At 73.7% G+C, this 22,821-nt stretch carries 22 protein-coding genes; 6 read left to right on the top strand and 16 right to left on the bottom strand.

Annotation, left to right across the window (positions count from 1 at the left end):
• The first annotated feature begins 7 nt into the window (after nucleotides 1-7).
• Nucleotides 8-559 carry a GNAT family N-acetyltransferase gene (locus tag ACGFIR_RS11060; RefSeq protein WP_393004237.1) on the top strand — a complete coding sequence of 184 codons (552 nt, stop codon included), beginning with the start codon at nucleotides 8-10 and terminating at the stop codon, nucleotides 557-559.
• Here ACGFIR_RS11060 and ACGFIR_RS11065 read toward each other — a convergent pair.
• A complete protein-coding gene (locus tag ACGFIR_RS11065; protein ID WP_393144750.1) occupies nucleotides 458-1,825 on the bottom strand; it encodes a glycosyltransferase 87 family protein in 1,368 nt (455 codons plus the stop codon). The two genes, ACGFIR_RS11060 and ACGFIR_RS11065, sit on opposite strands and share 102 nt — an antisense overlap.
• A gap of 35 nt (nucleotides 1,826-1,860) precedes the next feature.
• Here ACGFIR_RS11065 and ACGFIR_RS11070 point away from each other — a divergent pair, with 35 nt between their 5' ends.
• Both ACGFIR_RS11070 and ACGFIR_RS11075 read left to right on the top strand, forming a co-directional pair.
• Nucleotides 1,861-2,511 carry a GNAT family N-acetyltransferase gene (locus ACGFIR_RS11070; protein ID WP_393144510.1) on the top strand — a complete coding sequence of 217 codons (651 nt, stop codon included), beginning with the start codon at nucleotides 1,861-1,863 and terminating at the stop codon, nucleotides 2,509-2,511.
• A 105-nt stretch (nucleotides 2,512-2,616) separates the two neighbouring features.
• Nucleotides 2,617-2,997: a VOC family protein gene (locus ACGFIR_RS11075; protein WP_393144512.1), complete on the top strand. Its 381-nt coding sequence runs from the start codon at nucleotides 2,617-2,619 to the stop codon at nucleotides 2,995-2,997.
• Between the two features lie 75 nt (nucleotides 2,998-3,072).
• Here ACGFIR_RS11075 and ACGFIR_RS11080 read toward each other — a convergent pair whose 3' ends face one another.
• The 7 genes from ACGFIR_RS11080 to truB all read right to left on the bottom strand — a co-directional run bounded on the left by ACGFIR_RS11080 (nucleotide 3,073) and on the right by truB (nucleotide 11,045).
• A complete protein-coding gene (locus tag ACGFIR_RS11080; protein ID WP_393004245.1) occupies nucleotides 3,073-3,570 on the bottom strand; it encodes a GNAT family N-acetyltransferase in 498 nt (165 codons plus the stop codon).
• Between the two features lie 159 nt (nucleotides 3,571-3,729).
• A complete protein-coding gene (gene dapB, locus ACGFIR_RS11085) occupies nucleotides 3,730-4,503 on the bottom strand; it encodes a 4-hydroxy-tetrahydrodipicolinate reductase (RefSeq protein WP_393004247.1) in 774 nt (257 codons plus the stop codon).
• A 145-nt stretch (nucleotides 4,504-4,648) separates the two neighbouring features.
• Nucleotides 4,649-6,073 (bottom strand): M16 family metallopeptidase, encoded by a 1,425-nt coding sequence (locus tag ACGFIR_RS11090; protein ID WP_393004249.1) that lies wholly within the window; start codon nucleotides 6,071-6,073, stop codon nucleotides 4,649-4,651.
• Between the two features lie 49 nt (nucleotides 6,074-6,122).
• On the bottom strand, nucleotides 6,123-8,495 hold the full coding sequence (locus ACGFIR_RS11095) for a polyribonucleotide nucleotidyltransferase (protein ID WP_393004251.1): 2,373 nt from the start codon (nucleotides 8,493-8,495) through the stop codon (nucleotides 6,123-6,125).
• A 226-nt stretch (nucleotides 8,496-8,721) separates the two neighbouring features.
• The gene (gene rpsO, locus ACGFIR_RS11100; RefSeq protein WP_043962418.1) at nucleotides 8,722-8,991 is read right to left on the bottom strand and encodes a 30S ribosomal protein S15; all 270 of its coding nucleotides are present in this window, start codon (nucleotides 8,989-8,991) and stop codon (nucleotides 8,722-8,724) included.
• A 182-nt stretch (nucleotides 8,992-9,173) separates the two neighbouring features.
• Nucleotides 9,174-10,103 (bottom strand): bifunctional riboflavin kinase/FAD synthetase, encoded by a 930-nt coding sequence (locus tag ACGFIR_RS11105; protein WP_393004253.1) that lies wholly within the window; start codon nucleotides 10,101-10,103, stop codon nucleotides 9,174-9,176.
• Nucleotides 10,104-10,160: 57 nt separating this feature from the next.
• A complete protein-coding gene (gene truB / locus ACGFIR_RS11110; RefSeq protein ID WP_393144514.1) occupies nucleotides 10,161-11,045 on the bottom strand; it encodes a tRNA pseudouridine(55) synthase TruB in 885 nt (294 codons plus the stop codon).
• 233 nt (nucleotides 11,046-11,278) lie between these two features.
• Between truB and ACGFIR_RS11115 the strand changes: the two genes are divergently transcribed.
• The 3 genes from ACGFIR_RS11115 to ACGFIR_RS11125 are packed head-to-tail and all read left to right on the top strand — an operon-like array spanning nucleotide 11,279 to nucleotide 13,801.
• Nucleotides 11,279-12,304, top strand: a complete 1,026-nt coding sequence (locus ACGFIR_RS11115; RefSeq protein ID WP_393144516.1) for a hypothetical protein — start codon at nucleotides 11,279-11,281, stop codon at nucleotides 12,302-12,304.
• Nucleotides 12,305-12,321: 17 nt separating this feature from the next.
• Complete coding sequence (locus ACGFIR_RS11120) at nucleotides 12,322-12,621, top strand: hypothetical protein (protein ID WP_393144518.1); 300 nt, start codon at nucleotides 12,322-12,324, stop codon at nucleotides 12,619-12,621.
• A gap of 10 nt (nucleotides 12,622-12,631) precedes the next feature.
• On the top strand, nucleotides 12,632-13,801 hold the full coding sequence (locus tag ACGFIR_RS11125; protein ID WP_393144520.1) for a hypothetical protein: 1,170 nt from the start codon (nucleotides 12,632-12,634) through the stop codon (nucleotides 13,799-13,801).
• 3 nt (nucleotides 13,802-13,804) lie between these two features.
• Here ACGFIR_RS11125 and ACGFIR_RS11130 read toward each other — a convergent pair whose 3' ends face one another.
• The 8 genes from ACGFIR_RS11130 to infB all read right to left on the bottom strand — a co-directional run bounded on the left by ACGFIR_RS11130 (nucleotide 13,805) and on the right by infB (nucleotide 22,795).
• Nucleotides 13,805-15,130: an MATE family efflux transporter gene (locus tag ACGFIR_RS11130; RefSeq protein ID WP_393004263.1), complete on the bottom strand. Its 1,326-nt coding sequence runs from the start codon at nucleotides 15,128-15,130 to the stop codon at nucleotides 13,805-13,807.
• Nucleotides 15,131-15,208: 78 nt separating this feature from the next.
• On the bottom strand, nucleotides 15,209-16,162 hold the full coding sequence (locus tag ACGFIR_RS11135) for a DMT family transporter (RefSeq protein ID WP_393004265.1): 954 nt from the start codon (nucleotides 16,160-16,162) through the stop codon (nucleotides 15,209-15,211).
• A gap of 707 nt (nucleotides 16,163-16,869) precedes the next feature.
• On the bottom strand, nucleotides 16,870-17,079 hold the full coding sequence (locus ACGFIR_RS11140) for a DUF6186 family protein (protein ID WP_393004721.1): 210 nt from the start codon (nucleotides 17,077-17,079) through the stop codon (nucleotides 16,870-16,872).
• Nucleotides 17,079-17,486: a hypothetical protein gene (locus ACGFIR_RS11145; RefSeq protein ID WP_393004267.1), complete on the bottom strand. Its 408-nt coding sequence runs from the start codon at nucleotides 17,484-17,486 to the stop codon at nucleotides 17,079-17,081. The genes ACGFIR_RS11140 and ACGFIR_RS11145 overlap by 1 nt, the downstream gene beginning before the upstream one ends.
• Before the next feature lie 87 nt (nucleotides 17,487-17,573).
• The gene (locus ACGFIR_RS11150; protein ID WP_393004723.1) at nucleotides 17,574-18,650 is read right to left on the bottom strand and encodes a bifunctional oligoribonuclease/PAP phosphatase NrnA; all 1,077 of its coding nucleotides are present in this window, start codon (nucleotides 18,648-18,650) and stop codon (nucleotides 17,574-17,576) included.
• A 131-nt stretch (nucleotides 18,651-18,781) separates the two neighbouring features.
• On the bottom strand, nucleotides 18,782-19,264 hold the full coding sequence (gene rbfA / locus ACGFIR_RS11155; RefSeq protein ID WP_393004269.1) for a 30S ribosome-binding factor RbfA: 483 nt from the start codon (nucleotides 19,262-19,264) through the stop codon (nucleotides 18,782-18,784).
• A 156-nt stretch (nucleotides 19,265-19,420) separates the two neighbouring features.
• Nucleotides 19,421-19,714, bottom strand: coding sequence for a DUF503 domain-containing protein (locus ACGFIR_RS11160; protein WP_101414636.1), 294 nt, complete (start codon nucleotides 19,712-19,714; stop codon nucleotides 19,421-19,423).
• A gap of 87 nt (nucleotides 19,715-19,801) precedes the next feature.
• On the bottom strand, nucleotides 19,802-22,795 hold the full coding sequence (gene infB / locus ACGFIR_RS11165) for a translation initiation factor IF-2 (protein WP_393004271.1): 2,994 nt from the start codon (nucleotides 22,793-22,795) through the stop codon (nucleotides 19,802-19,804).
• Nucleotides 22,796-22,821 lie beyond the last annotated feature (26 nt).

Raw genomic sequence — 22,821 nt, forward strand, 5'->3', positions numbered from 1 at the left:
CGGACCCATGCTCACAATCCGGCGCGAGGAGCCCGACGACGCCGAGGCGGTCGCCCGGGTGCACATCCACGGCTGGCAGGCCGGCTACGCCGGCATCATGCCCGAGGAGGTGCTGCGGCGGCTCAACGTCACGGCCTGGGCGCAGCGCCGCCGGGACCTCGGCACGGCCGACCCGGAGCACCCCTTCACCACGCTGCTCGCCGAGGTCGACGGGACGCTGGCCGGTTTCACCACGTTCGGCCCGTACCGCAACAACCAGGACCGGGGCGACCTCGACGCCGCGCACGGCGAGGTGGTGGCGATGTACGTCGAGCCGGCCTGCTGGGGCGACGGCACGGCGCTCGCGCTGCTGGCCGCCGCTCGGCGCGGGCTGGTCGCGCGGGGCTGGTCCGACTGCCGGCTCTGGGTGCTGGAGGCCAACCACCGGGCCCGCCGGTTCTACGAGCGGGCCGGGCTCTCACCGGACGGTGAGCGGTCGACCTACGCGGTGCCCCTGGCCGGCGGGCGCCCGCCGGTCGGGCTCGTCGAGCTGCGGTACGCCGGACGCCTCGACGGCTAACCCGGCCGACGTCGCTGAACGACGGCTGATCCCGCCGGCGTCGCGCCCGCGACGGCTGGGCCGGCTGTCGTCGCCCCCGCGACGGATGGGCCGGCTGTCGTCGCCCCAGCGACGGATGGGCAGGAACGCCAGCAGGGCCAGGCTGATCCAGACGTAGGTGTTGCTGCCGAGGAAGCCGTCGAGCCCGGTGAAGTCCTTCTCCCAGGCCCAGACGATCCGGCTGATCAGGAAGCCGTACCCGACGATCGCCGCACCCAGCAGGAGACGGCGCCGGCGGCTGCCGGCCGGGGCGTTCATCCCGTTGTCCACCAGCAGGATCAGCGCGGGCAGCAGCCAGACCAGGTGGTGCACCCAGGTGACCGGGCTGACCAGGCACATCACCGCTCCGGTGAGCGCCAGGCCGGTCGCCTCGTCGCCGGCGGCCACCGCGGCGCGGGACCGCCAGGCCCACAGCGCCAGCGTGGCGAGCACCAGCGCCAGCCAGGCCAGGGTGCTCGGGTGTTCCGGGTTCAGCCGGGCGACCACGCCGCGCAGCGACTGGTTGGAGACGAACGCCAACTCACCCACCCGGCCGGTGTTCCACAGCGCCTCCGTCCAGAACTCCCGTGCGGCGTCGGGGAAGAGCGCGGCGGCCAGCAGGGTCACGCCGGCGGCGGCGGCCATCGAGGTGACCGCGGCGCGCCAGCGGCGGGTGACCAACAGGTAGACGATGAAGATGCCCGGGGTCAGCTTGATCGCGGTGGCCAGGCCGATGCCGACGCCCGCCCAGCGGTTGCCGCCCGGCAGCAGCCGGAGCAGGTCGACCGCGACCAGGAAGAGCAGCAGCATGTTGACCTGGCCGAAGTTGACGGTCTCGCGCATCGGCTCGTACGCGGCGGCCAGGCAGAGCGCCACGGCGAGGGCGAACCAGCGGGTCCAGCCCGACCGGCGGGAGATGGGGTCCACCAGCCACCAGAACAACACGGCGGTGACGACCACGCTGGCGGCCACGCTGACCGCGATCGCCGCCGACCACGGCAGGTACGCCATCGGCAGCATGACCAGGGCGGCGAAGGGTGGGTAGGTGAAGCCGTACTGGGTGCCGGGCTTCAGGAAGTCGTAGATCTCCCCGCCGTCGTGCACCCACCAGGTCAGCGCGCCGTAGTAGACCTTGAGGTCGAAGAAGCCGTGCCGGACGGCGGCCACGGAGAGGAAGAGGGCAACCGCGGCGGCTAGCCCGACGACTCCGACGACCTGCCCGATCGTCTTTCTGGCACCCTGCGACACCATCGCCTCCCTCGCCCTGCGTAGGCTTCCGTCCCATGGCTCTCGGGTACGTCCGCCCGGCGCGTCCGGAAGACGCCGGCGAGATCGCACGCATCCAACTCGCGACCTGGCGGGTCGCCTATCGCCGGATCCTGCCCCGGCATGTGCTCGACAACCTGGACGAGGCGTGGCTCGCCCGGCGGTGGAGTGCGGCCGTGCAGGAGCCGCCCTCCGGCGCCCATCGGGTGCTGGTCGCCGTCGAACAGGCCGAGCAATCCTATCTGGTGGGGTTTGCCGCCTCCGGTCCGGCCGATGCCGAGGCGCTCGCGCCGGGCGAGCCGGCGGAGGCCCTCGGGCCGGACGTCGCCGCGGTGACGGACCTGCTGGTGGAGCCGCGCTGGGGCCGGCGCGGCCACGGCAGCCGGCTGCTCGCCGCGACCGTCGACCTGTGGCGTGCCGACGGGTTCACCCGCGCGCTGGCCTGGGCCTTCGACGGCGACGCGGCGACCCGGAAGTTCCTCACCAGCACCGGCTGGGAGCCCGACGGCGCGGCCCGCGCGCTGGACGTGGAGGACATGCTCGTCCCGCAGGTACGCCTGCACGTGGCGGTGCCCGGGGACCCGGATCCGGCGGACGCGACGCCCGCCGAGGCGACGTTGCCCGACCTGCCGCCGGGTGGGTCGTCGCCCGCGACGCCCGGGGACTGACGCACCGCCTCGCGGTCCGGGCGACACGCCGGCCACTGTCGGGGGCATCGCCTACGGTGACCCCATGGTCACTGTGGCGGCGCCCACGAGAGGGAGGCACCTGGCATGTTCGCGGACACGAGGGCGTGGAGCAGTTTCTCGGTGGACGACACCGGGCAGGCCGAGCGGTTCTACACGGACACGCTCGGTCTGCGGGTGTCGCGGGACGACGCCATGGGCGGCCTGCTGACGCTGCACCTCGCCGGCGGCCGGGACGTCATGGTCTACCCGAAGGCGGATCACACCCGGGCGGCCTACACGGTCCTCAACTTCCCCGTCGAGGACGTCGACCGGGCCGTCGACGAGTTGACCGCGCGCGGGGTCCGGTTCGCGCAGTATCCCGGTCTGCCCCAGGACGAGCGGGGTGTCATGCGCGACAACGGCCCGACCATCGCCTGGTTCACCGACCCGGCCGGCAACATCCTGTCGGTGATCGAGGAAGGCTGATCCGGAGACGGGAGCGGGCGGGGCCAGCTCAGCAACGGGACCGGGCAGGCTCCGGAGCAGGGCGGGGCAGGCCGCTCAGGAGCGGGACGGGGCCGGGGTGGGCGCGAGGAGTTCGGCGACCAGTTCGTCGTCCTCCATCGCCCCGGTCGGGACGAAGCCGAGGCTCGTGTAGAGGCGGGCGGCCTGGACGTTGTCGGGATGGTAGGAGAGCCGGACGGGGTGGCCGCCGCCGTCCTGACCGCCCAGCCAGCCGGCCAGGGTGCGTACGGCCGCCCGGCCGACCCCCCGGTCCTGCTCGGCCGCGTCGATCACCATGCCGCCGATCCAGCGGGACCCGTCGTCGTCGACGCCCCACATGACGTGCCCGGCTACGGTCTCGTCCGCGTACACGGCCAGCGAGGTCCACACGTCCGAACGCGTGGTCAGCAGCAGGTAGCGGGCGGCCAGTGCCGCGACCCACGCGCGCTGGTCGTCGCGCGGGGCCACGTCGGCCACCGCCCGCCAGTTGTCGTCGTCCACCGGGCGCAGGGTGACCCGGCGCCCGGAGCGGTCGGAGAGTCCAGAATCGATCACCCGGGCAGCCTAGGGGGCGGGCCGGGTGCCCGCGACGGGTTTGCCCGTCAGCCCACCGTCGCCCGTCAACCCAGCGTCGCCCGTCAGCGCCCAGCTTCGCCCGTCAGGCCAGCGTCGCCCGTCAGCGCCCAGCGTCGCCCGTCAGGCCAGCTTCGCCCGTCAGTCGAGCAGGGGGTCCAGGCCGACCGTCAACCCGGGCCGGGTGCGGACCGCGCGGACGGACAGCAGCACGCCAGGCATGAACGAGACCCGGTCGTACGAGTCGTGCCGGATGGTCAGCGTCTCCCCCACGGTGCCGAAGAGCACCTCCTGGTGGGCGACGAGGCCGGTGGCGCGCACGGCGTGCACGCGTACCCCGTCGATGTCGGCGCCCCGGGCGCCCGCCACCTCGTCGGAGGTGGCGTCCGGCACGGGGCCGAGCCCGGCCTCGGCGCGGGCCGCCGCGACCAGCCGCGCGGTGTGCGTGGCGGTGCCGCTGGGGGCGTCCAGCTTGCGGGGGTGGTGCTGCTCCACGATCTCGACCGACTCGAAGTGCCGGGCGGCGCGGGCGGCGAACTGCATCATGAGCACGGCGCCGATGCCGAAGTTGGGGGCGATCACCACGCCCACCTCGGGCTTGTGGGCCAGCCAGTCCCGCACCTGCGCCAACCGCTGCTCGGTGAAGCCGGTGGTGCCCACCACCGCGTGGATACCCTGGTCGACGCACCACTGCAGGTTGTCCATGACGACGTCCGGGGTGGTGAAGTCGACGACCACCTCTGCCCCGGCGTCGGAGGCGGCGAACAGCCCGTCGCCCTGGTCGACCATGGCCACCAGCTCCATGTCGGCGGCGGCGTCCACGGCCCGGCACACCTCGATGCCCATCCGTCCCCGGGCGCCCAGCACACCGACCCGGATCAGCTCGTCCGGGCTCTTCTCCTGCTCGTCAGTCACGGGGCACAACCTATCCCAATCGGGACGGGCGCACCCCGGCGGACCGTGACGGGCACCGCCACGCGCACTGGTCGTCTGTGTGGCGCTGAGCGTCCGCAACGCGCGTACCCCGGCGGAGCGTGACCGGGCAGGGCCACGGGACGGCTCAGTTCGCCGCGAAGTCCCCCGCGTCGAACGGGCCGACCACCGCCAGCGACATCGGCCGGCTCAGCAGCTCGGCGGCCAGGGTGTTGACGTCGGCCACGGTGACCGCGTCGACCCGGCCGAGCAGCTCGTCGACCGGCATCAGGTGACCGTAGAGCAGCTCGCCCTTGGCCAGCCGGCTCATCCGCGAGCCCGTGTCCTCCAGGCCCAGCACGAAGGAGCCCTTGCTCATCCCCTTGCCCCGGGCCACCTCGGCCTCGGTCAGGCCGTCGGCGGCCACCCGGGCCAGCTCCGCCCGGGTCAGCTCCAGCACCTCGTCGACCTTGCCGGGGGCGCAGCCGGCGTAGACGGCGAAGAGGCCGCTGTCGGCGTACTGGCTGGCGTAGGAGTAGACCGAGTAGGCGAGGCCGCGCCGCTCGCGGATCTCCTGGAACAACCGGCTCGACATGCCGCCGCCGAGGATGTTGTTCAGCACGCCGAGGGCGAAGCGGCGCTCGTCGAGCCGGTCGATGCCGGGGCAGCCGAGGATGACGTGCGCCTGCTCGGTCTCCTTCGGCTCCACCAGGGTGGTGGCGGGCTTCGTGCGTACGGCCGGGGTGGCCGACCGGTGCGCCGCGGGCGCCGCCGGGTCGGTGTCCAGCGGAGTGCCGCGCAGCGCCTGGCGCACCAGCTTGACCACCGTGGCGTGGTCGAGGTTGCCCGCGGCGGCGACGACGATCCGCGGCGGCGTGTAGTGGCGGCGGTAGAAGCCCTGGATCTGCCGCCGGGTCATCGGGGTGACGGTCTCCTCGGTGCCGGAGATCAGCCGGCCCAGCGGGTGGTCGCCGTAGGCGGCGCGGGCGAAGAGGTCGTGCACCTCGTCGCCGGGCTCGTCGTCGTGCATGGCGATCTCTTCGAGGATCACGCCCCGCTCGGTCTCCACGTCGGCTGCTTCCAGCAGCGAGTCGGCGACCGCGTCGCACATGACGTCGATGGCCAGCGGCAGGTCCTCGTCCAGCACGCGGGCGTAGTAGCAGGTGTATTCCTTGGTGGTGAAGGCGTTGGTCTCGCCGCCCACCGCCTCGATCTCGGCGGAGATGTCGAGCGCGCTGCGCTTGTTGGTGCCCTTGAAGAGCAGGTGCTCCAGGAAGTGCGCCGCGCCCGCCTGCGGGCCGGTCTCGTCGCGGGAACCGACCGCCACCCAGACGCCGAACGAGACGCTGCGCATGGCCGGGATCGCCTCGGTGAGCACGCGCAGCCCGCTGGGCAGCACGGTACGGCGTACCGTGCCGCCCAGCGGGTCGTCGCTGATGGTGCGGGTCACCGCGCGGGAGGCGCCGCCGGAGCGGGCCGCCCCGGTGCTCCGGTGGCTGGCCCCGGCGGGGGCCGGGACGGACGCCACCCCCCGTCGATCCGGCGGAAACGGCGCGCTGACGGCCCGACTCACGTGTTGCTCCCAGATCGACGAGGGGTGGGTGATGCGCTGGTGCGGTGGGTCAGCTGCGCCGGGTACGGCGGCGCGGACGCTCGCCGCCCTCGCCACCCTCGCCGCCGCTCTCGCCGCCACCCGGGCCACGACCGCCCCGGTCGCCGCCACGCTCACGGTCGCCACGGTCGCGCGGTCCCCGGTCGCCCCGGTCCCGGCCGGCCGGACGCTCCTCACCGGCGGCCTCGGCAGCCGGCGCCTCGGCGCCCTCCGGGCGGACCTTGTCCAGGTAGATCTTGCCGCGGGCGTCGATGTCCGCGATCTCGACCTCGACCCGGTCGCCGACGTTGAGGAAGTCCTCGACCTTCTCGACCCGCTTGCCGTCGCCCACCTTGGAGATGTGCAGCAGGCCGTCGCGGCCCGGCAGCAGGGAGATGAACGCGCCGAACGCGGCTGTCTTGACCACCGTGCCGAGGAACCGCTCCCCGACCTTCGGCAGCGTCGGGTTGGCGATCCCGTTGATCCGATCCACCGCCGCCTGGGCCGCCGGGCCGTTGGTGGCGCCGACGTAGATCGTGCCGTCGTCCTCGATGGAGATCTCGGCGCCGGTCTCGTCCTGGATCGCGTTGATGGTCTGCCCCTTCGGGCCGATCACCATGCCGATCTTGTCGACCGGGATCTTGACGGTGGTGACGCGCGGGGCGTGCTCCGACATCTCGGCCGGGCCCTCGATCGCCGCCTGCATCACGCCGAGGATGGTCTGCCGGGCCTCGTACGCCTGCTGCAGCGCGGAGGCCAGCACGTCCGACGGGATGCCGTTGAGCTTGGTGTCGAGCTGGAGCGCGGTGACGAACTCCGGCGTGCCGGCGACCTTGAAGTCCATGTCGCCGAACGCGTCCTCGGCCCCGAGGATGTCGGTCAGCGTCACGTACCGGGTCTTGCCGTCCACCTCGTCGGAGATGAGCCCCATGGCGATGCCCGCCACCGGCGCCTTCAGCGGCACACCGGCCGAGAGCAGGCCCAGCGTCGACGCGCAGACCGAGCCCATCGAGGTGGAGCCGTTGGAGCCGAGCGCCTCGGAGACCTGCCGGATGGCGTAGGGGAACTCCTCGCGCGACGGCAGCACCGGGATCAGCGCCCGCTCGGCGAGCGCGCCGTGGCCGATCTCGCGCCGCTTCGGCGAGCCGACCCGGCCGGTCTCACCGGTCGAGTAGGGCGGGAAGTTGTAGTTGTGCATGTAGCGCTTGCGGTTCTCCGGGGACAGGGTGTCCACCATCTGCTCCATGCGCAGCATGTTCAGCGTGGTGACGCCCAGGATCTGGGTCTCGCCACGCTCGAACAGCGCCGAACCGTGCACCCGGGGCAGCACGCCGACCTCGGCGGTCAGCGGGCGGATGTCGCGCGGCCCACGGCCGTCGATGCGGACCTGCTCGCGCAGCACCCGGTTGCGCACCTCGGACTTGGTGAGCGACCGGAAGGCGGCGCCGAGCTCCTTCTCGCGGCCCTCGAAGCGACCGCCGAGCTCCTCGGCGACCTTGGCCTTGATCCGGTCGAGGGCCTCCTCGCGGTCGGCCTTGCCGGCGATCTGGAGCGCCTCGGCGACCTCGGCACGGGCCAGGTCGGCGACCGCCTCGTAGACGTCGTCCTGGTAGTCCAGGAAGACCGGGAACTCGGCGACGGGCTTGGCGGCCACCTCGGCCAGCTCGGCCTGCGCGCGGCACAGCTCGCGGATCGCCGGCTTCGCGGCCTCCAGGCCGCTGGCCACGATCTCCTCGGTCGGCGCGGTCGCGCCGCCCGCGATCAGGGTCACGGCGTTCGGCGTCGCCTCGGCCTCGACCATCATGATCGCGACGTCGCCGTCCGGCAGCGAGCGGCCGGCCACGACCATGTCGAAGGTGGCCCGGGCCAGCTCCTCCAGGGTCGGGAAGGCGACCCACTGGCCGTCGACGTGCGCGACCCGGGTGGCTCCGATCGGGCCGGAGAACGGCAGGCCGGAGAGCTTGGTCGACATCGAGGCGGCGTTGATCGCCACGACGTCGTAGGGGTGCTGCGGGTCGAGCGCGAGGATGGTCTCGACGACCTGGACCTCGTTGCGCAGGCCCTTGACGAACGACGGGCGCAGCGGCCGGTCGATCAGCCGGCAGGTGAGGATCGCGTCCTCGCTGGGGCGCCCCTCGCGGCGGAAGAACGAGCCGGGGATGCGGCCCGCGGCGTACATCCGCTCCTCGACGTCGACGGTCAGCGGGAAGAAGTCGAACTGCTCCTTCGGCTGCTTGCCGGCGGTGGTGGCGGAGAGGACGACCGTCTCGCCGAGCTGGGCGACGACGGAGCCGGCGGCCTGACGGGCCAGCCGGCCGGTGGAGAAGGTGATCTCACGGGTGCCGAAGGACCCGTTGTCGATCACGGCGGTGCGGGATTCGGTGCCGAGGTTGGTCTCGGTCATGGTGCTGTCGTGCTCCTTCGCATCGGGGGCCCACGACGCGGGAAGCTGCTCAGACGGCCGGTCTTCGATCGAAGCGCCCGGGTGGCCGGCGAAGGCCGGGGTGCCCGGGGGCCACTACCGGAGACCGGTACGCTGACCGGCTCCCCTTCTCGGGTGGTCGCGCGGCCCGGTTTTCGTGTGGTCACACGGCGGGGGAGCGGCCCGGTCGGGCCACTCCCCCGTCACGTCACCGGCGCAGACCGAGCCGCTCGATGAGCGACCGGTAGCGGTTGATGTCCTTCTTCTGGACGTAGTTGAGCAGCCGACGGCGACGGCCGACCAGCAGCAGCAGCCCACGGCGGCTGTGGTGGTCGTGCTTGTGCACCTTCAGGTGCTCGGTCAGCTCGGCGATCCGCTTGGTGAGGACCGCGACCTGCACCTCCGGCGAACCGGTGTCGCCCTCGGCGGTCGCGTACTCCGCGCGGATCTTGGCCTTGGCTTCCTGGTCGAGCGCCATGTTCTCCCTGTTTCGTGGGTTGTTCGATGATGTCCGTCGGATCGGTCAGTGGACCGGAAACGGACCGGTACCTCGCACCCGCGGCGTCGTGCAGGCACGCGAGGCCCCACGTCGGTCAGCCGACGTCGGGGCCAGACTACCAGCCCGGCCGGGTGCCGGCCTGTCAAGGGCCGCGACGCGGGTCAGCCGAGCACGCGCCGGGTGCGCTCGACGTCCTGGTTCATCTGGGCGATCAGCGGCTCGACCGCGTCGTAGCGGATCTGCCCGCGCAGGTGCGCCACGAAGTCCAGCGCCAGCCGCTCGCCGTAGAGGTCGCCGGTGAAGTCGAGCACGTACGCCTCCACCCGCCGCTCCCGGCCGGAGAACGTCGGGTTGGTGCCGACCGACACCGCCGCCGCCATGGTCTCGGTGTGGCCCCGGCGCACGAGTCGGGCGGCGTAGACGCCGTCGGCGGGGATCGCCGCGTACCGGTGGCAGAGCAGGTTGGCGGTGGGGAAGCCCAGCTCGCGCCCGCGCTGGTCGCCGCGGACCACCACGCCCTCGACGCGGTGCGGCCGGCCGAGCGCGGCGGCGGCGGCCGTCACGTCACCGGCGTCGACGCAGGAACGGATGTACGTGGAGGAGTAGACCGTGCCCGCCTCGGCGACCAGCGGGGCCCCCTCCACGCCGAAGCCGAAGGTGCGGCCGAGCCGCTCCAGCAGCGCCACGTCGCCGGCGGCCTTGTGCCCGAAGCGGAAGTTGTCGCCCACCACGACCAGTGCGGCGTGCAGGTGCTCGACCAGGATGTCATGCACGAACGCCTCGGCGGGCAGCCGGGAGAACTCCGGGGTGAACGGCACCACGCAGAGCACGTCCACGCCGAGCGCCTCGATCAGCTCGGCCTTGCGGGCGGTCTCGGTGAGCACCGCCGGGTGCGAGCCGGGGCGCACCACCTCCGCCGGATGCGGGTCGAAGGTGACCACCACCGACTGCACGCCCAGCTCGCGGGCCCGGGACACGGCGTGCCCGATGGTCGCCTGGTGTCCCTTGTGCACGCCGTCGAAGACGCCGATGGTGACGACCGACCGCCCCCAGCCACCGGGCGCCGCGTCGTACCCCCGCCACCGCTGCATGCCGCTCCTCCCCTGCCTCTGCGGGCGGCCCGCGCCGGCCCCCGCTCCTTCGCCCCGTCAGGCGGGGGCGAGCACGATCTCCGCGCGGGCCCGGCCGTCCCGCTCGCTGACGATAGCGATCAGCCCGCCGTCGGGGCCGAAGACCGCGTAGGGGCCGGGAATCCCCGCCGGGTCGAGCGGCCCGCCGTGGGAGAGCACCTTCGCCTCGTCGGCGCCGGCGTCGCGGCGCGGGAAGAACCGGTCGGCCGCCGCGGCCAGCGGCAGGTTCACCACCTCGGGGGCGCGCTGCTCCAGCTCGTCGAGGGTGGCGGCCTCCGCGAGGGCGAAGTTCCCCACGGCGGTACGGCGCAGCGCCGTCAGGTGGCCGCCGACCCCGAGCGCCAGGCCCGCGTCCCGGGCGATCGCCCGGATGTACGTCCCGGAGGAACAGGTCACGTCGATGTCCACGTCGACGACGTCCGGCATGTCGCGGCGTACCGCCAGCAGCTCCAGCCGGGACACGGTGACCCGGCGGGCGGGCAGTTCGACGCTCTCCCCCTCACGCACCCGCTTGTACGCCCGCTGCCCGTCGATCTTGATGGCGCTGACCGCACTCGGCACCTGGTCGATCTCCCCGGTCAGCGCGGCCAGCGCGGCCCGGATCGCCTCGTCGGTGACCTGACCGGCCGGCGTGGTGGCGATCACGTCGCCCTCGGCGTCGTCGGTGACGGTGGCCTGGCCGAGCCGGACGGTGGCGGTGTAGCTCTTGTGCGCGCCGATCACGTAGGTGAGCAGGCGGGTGGCCCGCCCGACCCCGATCACCAGGACGCCGGTCGCCATCGGGTCGAGGGTGCCGCCGTGGCCCACCCGGCGGGTCCGCGCCAACCGGCGGATGCGCGCCACGACGTCGTGCGACGTCATGCCGCCGGGCTTGTCGACCACGATCAGACCGTCTGTGCTCACGACACCCAAGCCTGCCAGACCGGGTCGGACGCCCCACCGCCGCCGTACGTCCGGAGGCCCCGCCGGCGTTGCCTCCCGCCCGCGCGGCGGTGGGAGCCGCCTCCGATGGTCGGCCGATGTGCCGTCAGCCACTCAGGCGGGATCGCGGCGGCGGTGGCGTACGGGATCACGTCCCGGACGACCGGGTGCGAAGATCATGCGCCCTCGATGGACCGTTCCCCAAGGACATGCCGATGACCACACCCCCGCCGGCGGACGAGCCGTCCCCGCCGAGCCGGTCGGCTCCCCTGGCCTCCCACGACGAGTCGGGACAGGTCCCGGAGTGGCTGCGCCAGCCGGCCGAGGAGCATCCGGTCGGCGCCCTGGAACGGCTCCGCCTGTTCTGGGAGAACCACACCCAGGCGGTCACCGCCGTGGTCGGGGGCGGACTGGTCCTCGTCCTCCTGCTCGGCGCGGGGTGGTTCGACCTGTGGCGGCGGGCCGGGGAGACGCCGCGCGGCTACCCGACGATCAGCCCGCCGTCGGGCGTCTCCGCGACGACCGACACGAAGCCCGCGACGAGCGGCACGAAGCCCACATCGGCTGCCGACACCTTCGCGGGTACCCCGGCGGCGACCTTCGCCGAGGGGGCGGCCGGGATCACGCTGCCGCCCGCCCGACGCGCGGGTGTGTTCAGCGCCACCGAGGTGGCGGCGGCCCTCGCGGACGTCCGCGCGGCGCTGCGGCTCGCCCGGCTGGACCGGAAGTTCCTGGCCGGCGGCGAGTTCGACCGGTTCGTACGGATGTTCGCTCCCGCGTCCCGGTCGGAGATCCGGGCCGACTTCCGCGACACCTCCTTCGCCACGTACGCGACCCGACTGGCTCCGGGTGCCCGGCTGACCGCTGACCAGCCCCGGGTCAAGGGCCGGGTCACCTACCGGGCGACCCGGGACAATGAGGGCATCCGGGTGCTGGAGATCACCACCAACTTCGTCTGGGCGTACGCGTTCCACACCCTCGACCCCACTCCGGGCGCCGGTGTGGTGGTCGTCCACGACACCGTCGTCTGGCACGTGCCGCACCCCGACGACGTCGCGAGTTCAGGCGTCGGGCTCTGGCTCATGGAGTCGGAGTCGTACGCCTCCAACATGGACTGCGCGTCGTTCGACAAGGGTCTGCTGGCTCTGGGCACCCCGAGCTACGGCCTTCCGGTCGCCACGGAGGACCCGGACGCGGTGTTCGACCCCGATCGTTCCCTGGACATCACAGACACCTGCTGAGCCGGACCGGAGCACCCATGGCACCCGACACACGACCTGCCCACGAGCACCACGCCCGGGTCGACCTCCCGGACTGGATGCGCAACCCGACACCACCGCGACGGACCCTCGGCCGCCACGTCGCCGACCTGGTCGAGCGGTTGCCCGTGCTTCGTGGGGCCCGGCGTTCGCTGTGGCGGTGGCGGGACCGCAGGAGGGTGACCGAATCCCGCCCGGTGGTCACGGTGGCCGTGTTCATCGTCACCGTGACGGCGACGTTCGCCCTGGCCGCCTGGTTCTTCTACTGGCTCTACCTGACCCTGCGCGACACGCTCTGAGGCGGAGACGATGCACACCGACCCGTACGCCGACACTCCCGGGACCACCGACCAGGCGCGGACGCCCGAGCAACCCACCGCCGAGGTGACGCCGGCCGGACAACCCGCCGCCGACGCGACGCCGGCCGAACAACCCAGCGCCGACGCGACGCCGACCGAGCAACCCACCATCGACGCGACTCCGGTCGCCGACCGGCCACCAACCGGCAGTGCGGCCGAGGGGCGACGGGAGGTCGTGGTCGCCGAGGCGGAGCCGGTGCGGCTGCCCGACTGGATGCGGTCGATGGGGCAGGAACACCAGCCGACCGGGTTGGACCGGGTGCGCTTCTTCCTCGCCCGGCACAACGGCCCGCTGACGGTCGGTCTCGCGTTCGCTCTCGCGCTGGTGATGGTCGTCGCGGCCGGGTGGATGGTCGTGCGGGTGGCCGACTGGCGCCGGACGGCGACCGTCGCACCGAGCGCGAGCGCGACGCCCGAGCCGATCAGCGCCGTCGGCACGCCCCGAGACCACTTCGCCGGTACTCCGGCTGCGTCCTTCCCCGTCGGGAAGGAGTCGATCGTGCTGCCGCCGGCCACGGCTGCCGGACCGTTCAGCGCCGCCCAGGTACGTGCCGCGCTGGACCTGGTCGGCAGGGCCCTGGTCGAGAGCCGGCTGGAGCTGAGGATGATGGTCGGGGACACCGGGAAGTTCCTCGCCCTGCTCGCTCCGGACGCCCGCGCACAGGTGCAGCCGTGGCTCAACGAGGGCCGCCTGCTGACCTTCGCCACCCGCACCGGGTCCCAGGTCCAGCCGGTGGACGACGCGCGGGCCCGGGGGCGGATCAGCTACCGGGCCACCGAGGCGAACGGCATCCGGCTGCTGGAGGTGACCACGGAGTTCGTCTGGGCGTACCCGTTCGACGTGGTGCGCCGCGCTCCGGCGGGCGCGGGGGTGGCGGTGATCCGTGATCGGGTGGTGTGGCACGTGCCGTACGCGGCCGACGTCGTCGCCTCGTCGCGGGGGCTCTGGCTGGACTCCGCGAAGATGATCACCTGGAACGTCGACTGCGCCAAGCACGCCGACGGCTGGCTCGACGTGATCCGGTGGATGCCCGAGCAGCATGGCGAGCGTCCGCCGGGCGGCGACCCGGGTGCTATCTTCGACCTGGATGCGCCCCGACCGGTCACCAGGCGGTGCTGAGGCTCAGCGGACCGCGCCGACCACGGCCCAGCCGCCGGAGCGCAGGCGCCACAGCAGGGCGACCAGCCGGAGCACCACGAAGAGCGTGAGCCCCGCCCAGATGCCGCCGAGGCCGAGGCCGAGCCCGTACGCCAGCCAGATGGCGGGCAGGAAGCCGCCGAGCGCCGCCACGACGGTGAGGTTGCGCAGGTAGCGGACGTCCCCGGCGCCGATCAGCACGCCGTCGAGGGCGAACACGACGCCGGCCAGCGGCAGCATCGCCACGAACCACGGCCAGGCGAGCATGGCCTGGGCGCGTACCTGCGGATCGGAGCTGAAGAAACCGGGCACCACGCCGGCGCCGGCGGCGATGAGCACGGCGAACGCCACGCCGCAGACGCCGCCGAGCAGCCCGATCCGGCGCGCGAGGTCCCGGGCGGCGTCCGCGTCGCCGGCTCCGAGGGCGGCGCCGACCAGGGACTGGGCGGCGATGGCGAGCGCGTCGAGCACCAGGGCGGTGAAGAACCACAGTTGCAGGGCGATCTGGTGCGCGCCCACGGCGGCGGCCCCGAAGCGGGCGGCGACGGCGGTGGCGGAGAGGAAGCTGGCCTGGAACGCGACGCCCCGGATCAGCAGGTCCCGGCTGAGCGCCAACTGCTGCCCGATCAGCCTCGGGCGGGGGCGCAGCGAGATCCGTTCGGCGACCAGCGCCCCGGCGAAGAGCGCCCCGCCGATGCTCTGGGCGATCACGTTGGCCACGGCGGAGCCGACCAGTCCGAGCCCGGCCGGATAGACCAGCAGTGGGCAGAGCACGGCGGAGAGCAGGTTAGGGCCGAGCACGAACAGCAGCGGGCGGCGCATGTCCTGCACGCCGCGCAGCCAGCCGTTGCCGGCGGCGGCGAGCAGCAGGCCGGGCGCGCCGAGCGCCGCGACCCGCAGCCACTGTGCGGCGGCGTCGGCCACCTCGCCGGGGCCGCCGGCGAGGGTACGCGCCAACGCCCCGCCGCCGATCTGCATGCCGAGCGCGACCAGCACCCCCACCCCGAGGGCGAGCCAGGACGCCTGCACGCCCTCGGCGACGGCGGCCGCCCGGTCGCCCGCGCCGAACCGCCGGGCGGAGCGCCCCGTGGTGCCGTACGCGACGACCGTGCCGAGCCAGGCGATGAGCGTGAGCACCGTCCCGCCGACGGCGAGGGCGGCCAGCGGCACCCGGCCGAGGTGCCCCACCACCGCCGTGTCCACGAGCACGTAGATCGGTTCGGCGGCCAGCACCACCAGCGCCGGAAGGGCCAGCGCGGCGATCCGGCGGGGCGCGACGGCCCGGGGGTCGGCAACGGCGGGAGTGCTCATCGCCGCCGATCCTGGCACGGACACGTAAGGATCGCAATGCAGCCGATCACTTACCGACGATACGGCCGCGCGGGCCGGCTATCCGGCCGTTGAGCGCAGGTGGACGACGGCCACGGCACCGAGCAGGAGCACCCCTCCGACGATCACCGGCGCGGGCAGCGACTCGCCGACGAGCCAGCCCGCCAACAGCACGGCGGTGAGCGGCTCCGCCAGGGTGGCCAGCGCGGCGGCGCTGCCGGTGACGCTGCGCAGCCCGGCGTAGAACAGGGCGTACGCCACCGCCGTGGTGACCACACCGAGGTGGAGCAGCAGGCCGACGGGCGCGAGCCGGGCCGGGACGCCGATCCCCTCGGCCAGCGCGATCGGGGCCAGCGCCACGGCGCCGACCGCCGCCGACACCGTGGTGAGCGCCATCGGCGCGACGCGCTGCGCGGCGTGCCGGCTCAGCACGGTGCTGGCGGCGTAGCCCACCCCCGAGCCGAACGCCGCGAGCAGCCCGAGCAGCGGGCGCGGCGCGGTCGCGCCCGGTTGCCCGACCGACACCGTGATCAGCACGAGGCCGATGACGCCGGCCACCAGGGCGCCCAGCATGGTCCGGCCGGGCAGCCGCCGCGCGCGCAGCGACTCCCAGCCGAAGATGAGCACGGGGGCGAGCCCCAGGCTGACCACGGTGGCCACCCCGACGCCGCCCGACGCGACGGCGAGGAAGTACAGCGCCTGGTAGCCCCCGAGCCCGACGCCGACCCCGACGAGGGTCACCGGTTCCGCCCGCAGCGCCGCGAGCACCGGCCCCAGCCGGTGCGCCAGCAGGGCGACCAGCACCAGCGCGCCGATGGTGAGACGGTAGAAGCCGATGCCCGTCGGGGTGAGCGTGGTGGACTCGCGGACGAACTGCACGGCGACGCCGGTGGTGCCCCACAGCACGGCGGCGCCGGTGACGTACAGCAGCCCTCGGCGTACGCCGGCCGGCGCGCGGCGGGCACGCAGGACGGACGCGGACAGGGCGGACGAAGAAAGGGACGTTCGAGACATAGGTGCGCTCCAGGGCAGGGTCGAATCACGGCGGGGTCGACGTCTGTCGGAGCGCACGCACGACGAACGGAAGCCGGGCGGCTGCGCCCGGTCCCGAGGTCTCACGGGTCAGGTGGATGACCGGCGACGTCCCCCACACGGGGACGCGGCCGGTGGTGTGGCGCTCCGGTCAGGAGCGCGGCGGCGGCAGGACGCCCTGGAACGGCCTCATGCCCGCACTCTAGCCCAGCGCTGCGGGGCCGGGCGGGCGGTGACGCTGTGGCGTACGTCGACGCCTACAGCGTCACCGCCGGTCGACCTTGGTCACTGCCGGGTGTCCATGGACGTCTGCAGCGCGCGGCGCATCTGCTCGCGGGCCTCGTCGGTGGTCTGCGGCTTCGGCTTGCTCGGCATGGTGGTCCTTCCAGGGGCGCGGGCCACCGGCGGACGGCAGCCCTCATCGGGCGGTCGTGCTGAGCGCCCGGCAGCGGTCCGGGGTCACCGGAGCGGCTGGTGGGCAGCGAGAGCCCGGGTCGGTCCGACCCTGGAGGGAGGCGCCGCCGGGTGTGGCGACACCGCCCGTTCGCCGGCGCCGCCACACGACACCGGTCGATTCCCAAGCTATCGTTCAGTTCCACATGCTGCCCGGTGTTCCCGCGATTTGGACTCACGTCCGCCCCGGCCCGGCCCGCGTCACGGGCTCCCCCGGGATGCGGCAGGGGCGGGGGTCAGCGGGCCAGGAAGTGCCAGCCCAGCCACCACCAGAAGCCGAACAACCCGATCCGGCCGACCGGCACCGGGCCCACCTCGTAGCGCATCACGTACGCGCAGACCTCGCCGAGCGTGGGGATCCGGGAACCCTCCCGGCGGGCCGCCCACTCGACGGCGGCGAAGAGCACCAGCGAGACCAGGAACCCACCGATGGCCACCATCCGCATCATCGCCGCACCAACCCCCAGAACGCCGCCAGCCAGCCCAGCCAGGCCGCCGAGCGGACCAACTGGTCCTCCAGCAGCGGATCGGCCAGCCGGGAGAAGGTGGGGAACTCGTCCCCCGCAGCCATCACGAAGGTGGCCCCCTCGAAGACGCCGAAGACCACCACCGGCAGGGCCCACCAGGCCGCCGGGGCGCCCAGCCGGCGTGGCGCGGGCCGTCGGGGCACCCGGTTGCTCAGACCCAGCCAGATCAGCACCCCGCCGGTGCCGAGGGTCCAGAGATTGGCCTCGGTCGAGAAGGACGGGAACCGGCCGCCGACCAGCGAGAGGCAGACCAGCACCGGCACGGTGACGGCGGGACGGTCCCAGGCGCGAGGCGCCTCGACGGTGAGGTCGTGGGGCTGTTCCATCTCGCGATTCTCCCCGTACTCGCCGGAACCGGGAAGACGGACACTCCCCGAGCTCACCCTGATCTTCCTGTGCCCGGCCCTTTCCGTTCAGTCCCGGCCGGAGCCGGTCAGCGCGCCGTCGAGCTCCGCGCGGATCCGGTCGACGACCTCGTCGACGGTGCCCGAACCGGTGAAGCCCGCCGCGAAGCGGTGCCCGCCGCCGCCCAGCGCGACCGCCACCCGGCTGACGTCCACCGCGCCCTTGCTGCGCATCGACACCGCCCAGTCGCCGGTCGGCGTCTGCTTGACCACGCAGCTCACGTCGGCCTCGGCCGTGCACCGGACCGAGTCGATCAGCGCCTCCAGCACGTACGGGCGCTGGTCGTGCCGGGCCAGGTCGTCCTGCGTCGCGTACGTCCACACCAGACCGTGCCCGGCGGCCGCGGCCGGCTCCAGTCGGGCCCGGCCGAGCACCTCCCCGAAGAGGCGTACGGCGCCGAACGGCCGGGTGTCGAAGATCCGGCGGGAGATCTCGCCGGGCCGGATGCCCGTGGCCAGCAGCCGGGCCGCCAGCTGGTGCACCGCCGGAGTCGTCGCCTCGAACCGGAACGAACCGGTGTCGGTGCTCAGCGCGACGTAGAGACACTCCGCGATCCCGGCGTCCAGCGGAACGCCGAGCCGGGCGAGCAGCTCCTCGGCGACCACCGAGGTGGCCGCCGCGTGCGGGTCCACCAGGTTGATCCGTCCGAAGCGGGTGTTCGACCCGTGGTGGTCGAGCACCAACGCGGCGCCGGCGGTCTCCAGCCGGTCGACCAGGTCGCCGAGGCGCGACTCGCTGGCCGCGTCGAAGCAGATCACCAGGTCCGGGTCGGGGTACGCCTCCGGGGCCGGCACCAGCAGGTCCAGCCCGGGCAGTCCCCGCAACTGCTCCGGCACCTCCGGCGGGCCGGGGAAGGTCGCCTGCATCCGCCGCACACCGAGCCGGAGCAGCCCGAGCCCGAAGCCGAGCATGCTGCCCAGCGCGTCCCCGTCGGGGTTGACGTGGCAGATCAGCAGCACCCGCCCGTCCGGCGGCAGATCCCGCACGGCCGCGACGGCGGCGGCCCATTCCGCCTCGCTCGGGCCGGAGTCGACCGGAAACGCCGCCGCACCAGGTCCGGGATCGGCCGGTGGCGCCGCACCCAGGGCGGCGTGGGCCGGGAGCCCCAGTGCGCCCGGGCCGGGGTCGGCCGGAAGCCCCGCCCCGGTCGGGCCGGAGTCGGCCGGGAGCGCCGCCTCGGCGAGGGCGCCACCGGCCGGGCCACCGGAGGGCTCCGTCACCTCGGATCCCCGCCCCGGGGCGGGGTCTCGTCCTCGTCGCGCGCCTCGTCGCCGTCCTCGTCCTCCTCCAGCCGGTACGGCTGGGGCTCGCCCGCGTACTCGGCGCGGGCGGCGAGGCGCTGCACCTCCGCGTCGGCGTTGCGGGCCTGGGCGAGCAGGTCGTCGATGTGCTTGACCTGATCCTGCACGTCGTCCAGGACGAAGGTCAGCGTCGGCGAGTGCCGCAGCCCGAGCGCCTTGCCGACGGTGCTGCGCAGCATGCCCTTCGCGCTCTCCAGGGCCGCCGCCGTGCCCGCCTGGGCCGCCGCGTCGCCGAGCACCGTGTAGAAGACGGTCGCGTCGCGCAGGTCGGCGGTGATCCGGGCGTCGGTGATGGTGATCATGCCGAGCCGGGGGTCCTTGATCTGGCTGCGCACCACCGACGCGACCAGTTCACGCACCCGTTCCGCGTGCCGGCGTACCTTGGCCGGATCCGACATCTCGCACCTCCACGGCGTCCCGCTCCCGACCGTCACCGGCGACGCGGAGCGCCCCCGGAGCCGACCGGCCAACAACTCGAACACTACCCGCGTGGCCACCCGTGCCGCGCGGCGCCGGCTGCGTCCCGGCCGCCCGGCCGACTGGCGTCGCCGGGGTCAATCCTCTTCGCCGTACAGCCGCCGGCGCACCGAGAGCAGCTCGGTCTCCGGCCGGCCGGCCACCAGGCGCTCGCACGAGTCCAGCACCTCGCGGACGTGCGACGCCTCGGCGGCCACCACGGCCACGGCGATCTCGGCCCGACCGTGCAGGTCGAGCGCTCCGACTTCGGCGGCCGAGACCTCGAAGCGGCGCAACGCCGCCACGATCGGCCGTACGTATGATCTCTTGGCCTTGAGCGACCGGGAGTCGCCCGGCAGCAGCAGGTCGAAGACCGCGGTTCCGGTGAACATCGCCCCGGACGATACCCGTCCGGACCCCCACATGATCAAGGGGTTTACGCCTCTCGACGTAAACCCCTCGATCAGTGGTTCACCGGATCAGGAACGAGCCTTCTCCCGCATCTCGAAGGTCTCGATGACGTCGCCGACCTGGACGTTGTTGTAACCACCCAGGGTCAGACCACACTCGAAGCCCTCGCGCACCTCCGTGGCGTCGTCCTTGAAGCGCTTGAGCGAGCTGACGGTGAGGTTGTCCGCCACCACCGACCCGTCCCGCAGCAGGCGCGCCTTGGCGTTGCGCCGGATGATGCCCGACCGGACGATGCAACCGGAGATGTTGCCGATCTTGGACGAGCGGAAGACGTCGCGGATCTCCGCGGTGCCCAGCTCGACCTCCTCGTACTCCGGCTTGAGCAGGCCCTTGAGCGCCGCCTCGATCTCCTCGATGGCCTGGTAGATCACGGTGTAGTACCGGATCTCCACAGCCTCGCGGTCGGCGATCTCGCGGACCTTGTTGGCGGCCCGCACGTTGAAGCCGATGATCGTGACCGGCTCGGACGACGCGCTCGCCAGCATGACGTCGCTCTCGGTGATCGCACCCACGCCCCGGTGGATGATCCTGAGCTGGACCTCCTCCGGGATGTCGAGGTTGAACAGCGCATCCTCGAGGGCCTCCACGGAACCGGAGACGTCGCCCTTGAGCACCAGGTTGAGCGAGGTCTTCTCGCCCTCCTTGAGCTGCTCCATGAGCGTCTCGAGGGTGGCCCGGCCGCGCGAGTTGGCGAAGGACGCCGCCCGCCGCCGTGCCTGCCGCTGCTCGGCGATCTGACGCACCGTGCGGTCGTCCTCGGCCGCCAGGAACGTGTCACCGGCACCGGGCACCGCGGTCAGACCGAGCACCAGGACCGGACGGGCCGGACCTGCCTCGGCGACCTGGTTGCCGTTCTCGTCGAGCATCGCCCGGACCCGGCCGTGCGCCCCGCCGGCGACGATGGAGTCGCCCGCCCGCAGGGTGCCCTTCTGCACCAGCACCGTCGCCACCGCGCCGCGGCCCTTGTCCAGGTGCGCCTCGATGGCCACACCCTGCGCCGGACCGTCGATCGGAGCGGTCAGCTCCAGCGACGCGTCGGCGGTCAGCAGGACCGCCTCGAGCAGCTCGTCGATGCCGATGCCCGGCTTCGCCGCCACGTTGACGAACATGGTGTCGCCGCCGTACTCCTCGGCGACCAGGCCGTACTCGGTCAGCTGCTGGCGGACCTTGTCCGGGTTCGCCTCCGGCTTGTCGACCTTGTTGACCGCCACCACGATCGGCACGTCGGCCGCCTTGGCGTGGTTCAACGCCTCGATCGTCTGCGGCATGACACCGTCGTCGGCCGCGACGACCAGCACCACGATGTCGGTGACCTGGGCACCACGGGCACGCATGGCGGTGAACGCCTCGTGACCCGGGGTGTCGATGAAGGTCACCGCGCGGTCCTCGCCCTCGTGCGGCACGTGGACCTGGTAGGCACCGATGTGCTGGGTGATGCCGCCCGCCTCGCCGGCCACGACGTTCGCCTTGCGGATCGCGTCGAGCAGCTTGGTCTTACCGTGGTCGACGTGACCCATGACGGTCACCACCGGCGCACGGCTGACCAGGCGGTCCTCCGCGACCTCGGCGTCGAGGTCGATGTTGAACTGCGCGAGCAGCTCGCGGTCCTCGTCCTCCGGGCTGACGATCTGCACGTTGAAGCCGAGGTGCTCACCCAGCAGCAGCAGGGTGTCGTCGGAGCACGACTGGGTCGCCGTGACCATCTCGCCCAGGTTGAACATCTCCTGGACCAGCGAGCCCGGGTTGGCGTTGATCTTGTCGGCGAAGTCCGACAGCGAGGCGCCACGGGAGAGCCGGACGACCTGACCCTGACCCCGGGGGGCACCCGAGCTCATGGTCGGGGCCGACAGGTTGTCGAACTCCTGTCTGCGCTGCTTCTTGGACTTGCGACCGCGCGTCGGCCGGCCGCCGGGACGCCCGAAGGCACCCGCCGCGCCGCCACCACGGCCACGACCGCCACCACCGGGGCGACCACCGCCACCGGCGGGAGCACCCGGACGGAAACCGCCGCCCGGAGCACCGCCGCCGCCACCGGGACCGCCACGGTAGCCACCGCCACCGCCGCCGCCACCGGGACCGCCACGGAAGCCACCGCCACCGCCGCCACCGGGACCGCCACGGAAGCCACCGCCACCGCCACCGGGACGACCCGCGCCGCCACCGGGGCGACCGGCGCCACCGGGGCCGGGACGGCCGGTGGAGGGACGCTGGCTCGGCATGGACGCCGGGCTCGGACGCGGCGGCATGGAGGCCGGGCTCGGACGCGGCGGCATGCCGGCCGGGCTCGGCCGGGGACCACCGGCACCGGCGGCCGGAGGCCGCTGCTGCTGGCTGCCCTGGATGCCGAACGGGTTGTTACCGGCGCCGCGCGCCGGCGGACGCCCGCCCGGACGGCCACCCGGGCCCGGCGTCGGAGCGCCGGGACGGCCGGCGGCCGGGGAACCCGGACGCGGCGGCATGGCACCCGGACCCGGTCGGGGACCGGGACGGTTGCCACCGTCCGCCGGGGGCTCCCGGCGGACGTTCTCACGCTGCTGCTGCCGAGCGGCCTGGGCGGCCTTGACCGCCGCCTCCTGCTCGGCCTTCAGCGCGGCGGCACGTGCCTCGGCGGCCGCCACCTCGATGTCGTGGGCACTCGCCGGCTTGGCGACCGGGGCCGCGGGCTGCGGCGGACCGGGCACCGGGCCCTTGGGCTTCGGGCCGGGCGTCGGCGCGGCCGGCCGCCGGGGCGGCATCGGCTTGGCCGAGATCCGGGGGCCACCGGGGGCCGGGGAGGGCGTCGGGGTCGGGGTCGGCGCCGGGGCGGCCGCCGGCGGGGCGGCCGGCGCCGGAGATCCGGCTCCGGCGACGAACGCGCTACGCAGCCGTCGGGCGACGGGCGCCTCGACGGTGCTGGACGCGGACTTCACGAACTCGCCCATCTCCTTGAGCTTGGCGAGAACGGTCTTGCTTTCGACCCCGAGCTCTTTTGCAAGCTCGTGTACGCGGGCCTTACCTGCCACTGCACTCCTCACTCCGAGGTCGTGCG

The sequence above is a fragment of the Micromonospora sp. NPDC049051 genome (genome assembly GCF_043197575.1).
Taxonomy (GTDB): Bacteria; Actinomycetota; Actinomycetes; order Mycobacteriales; family Micromonosporaceae; genus Micromonospora.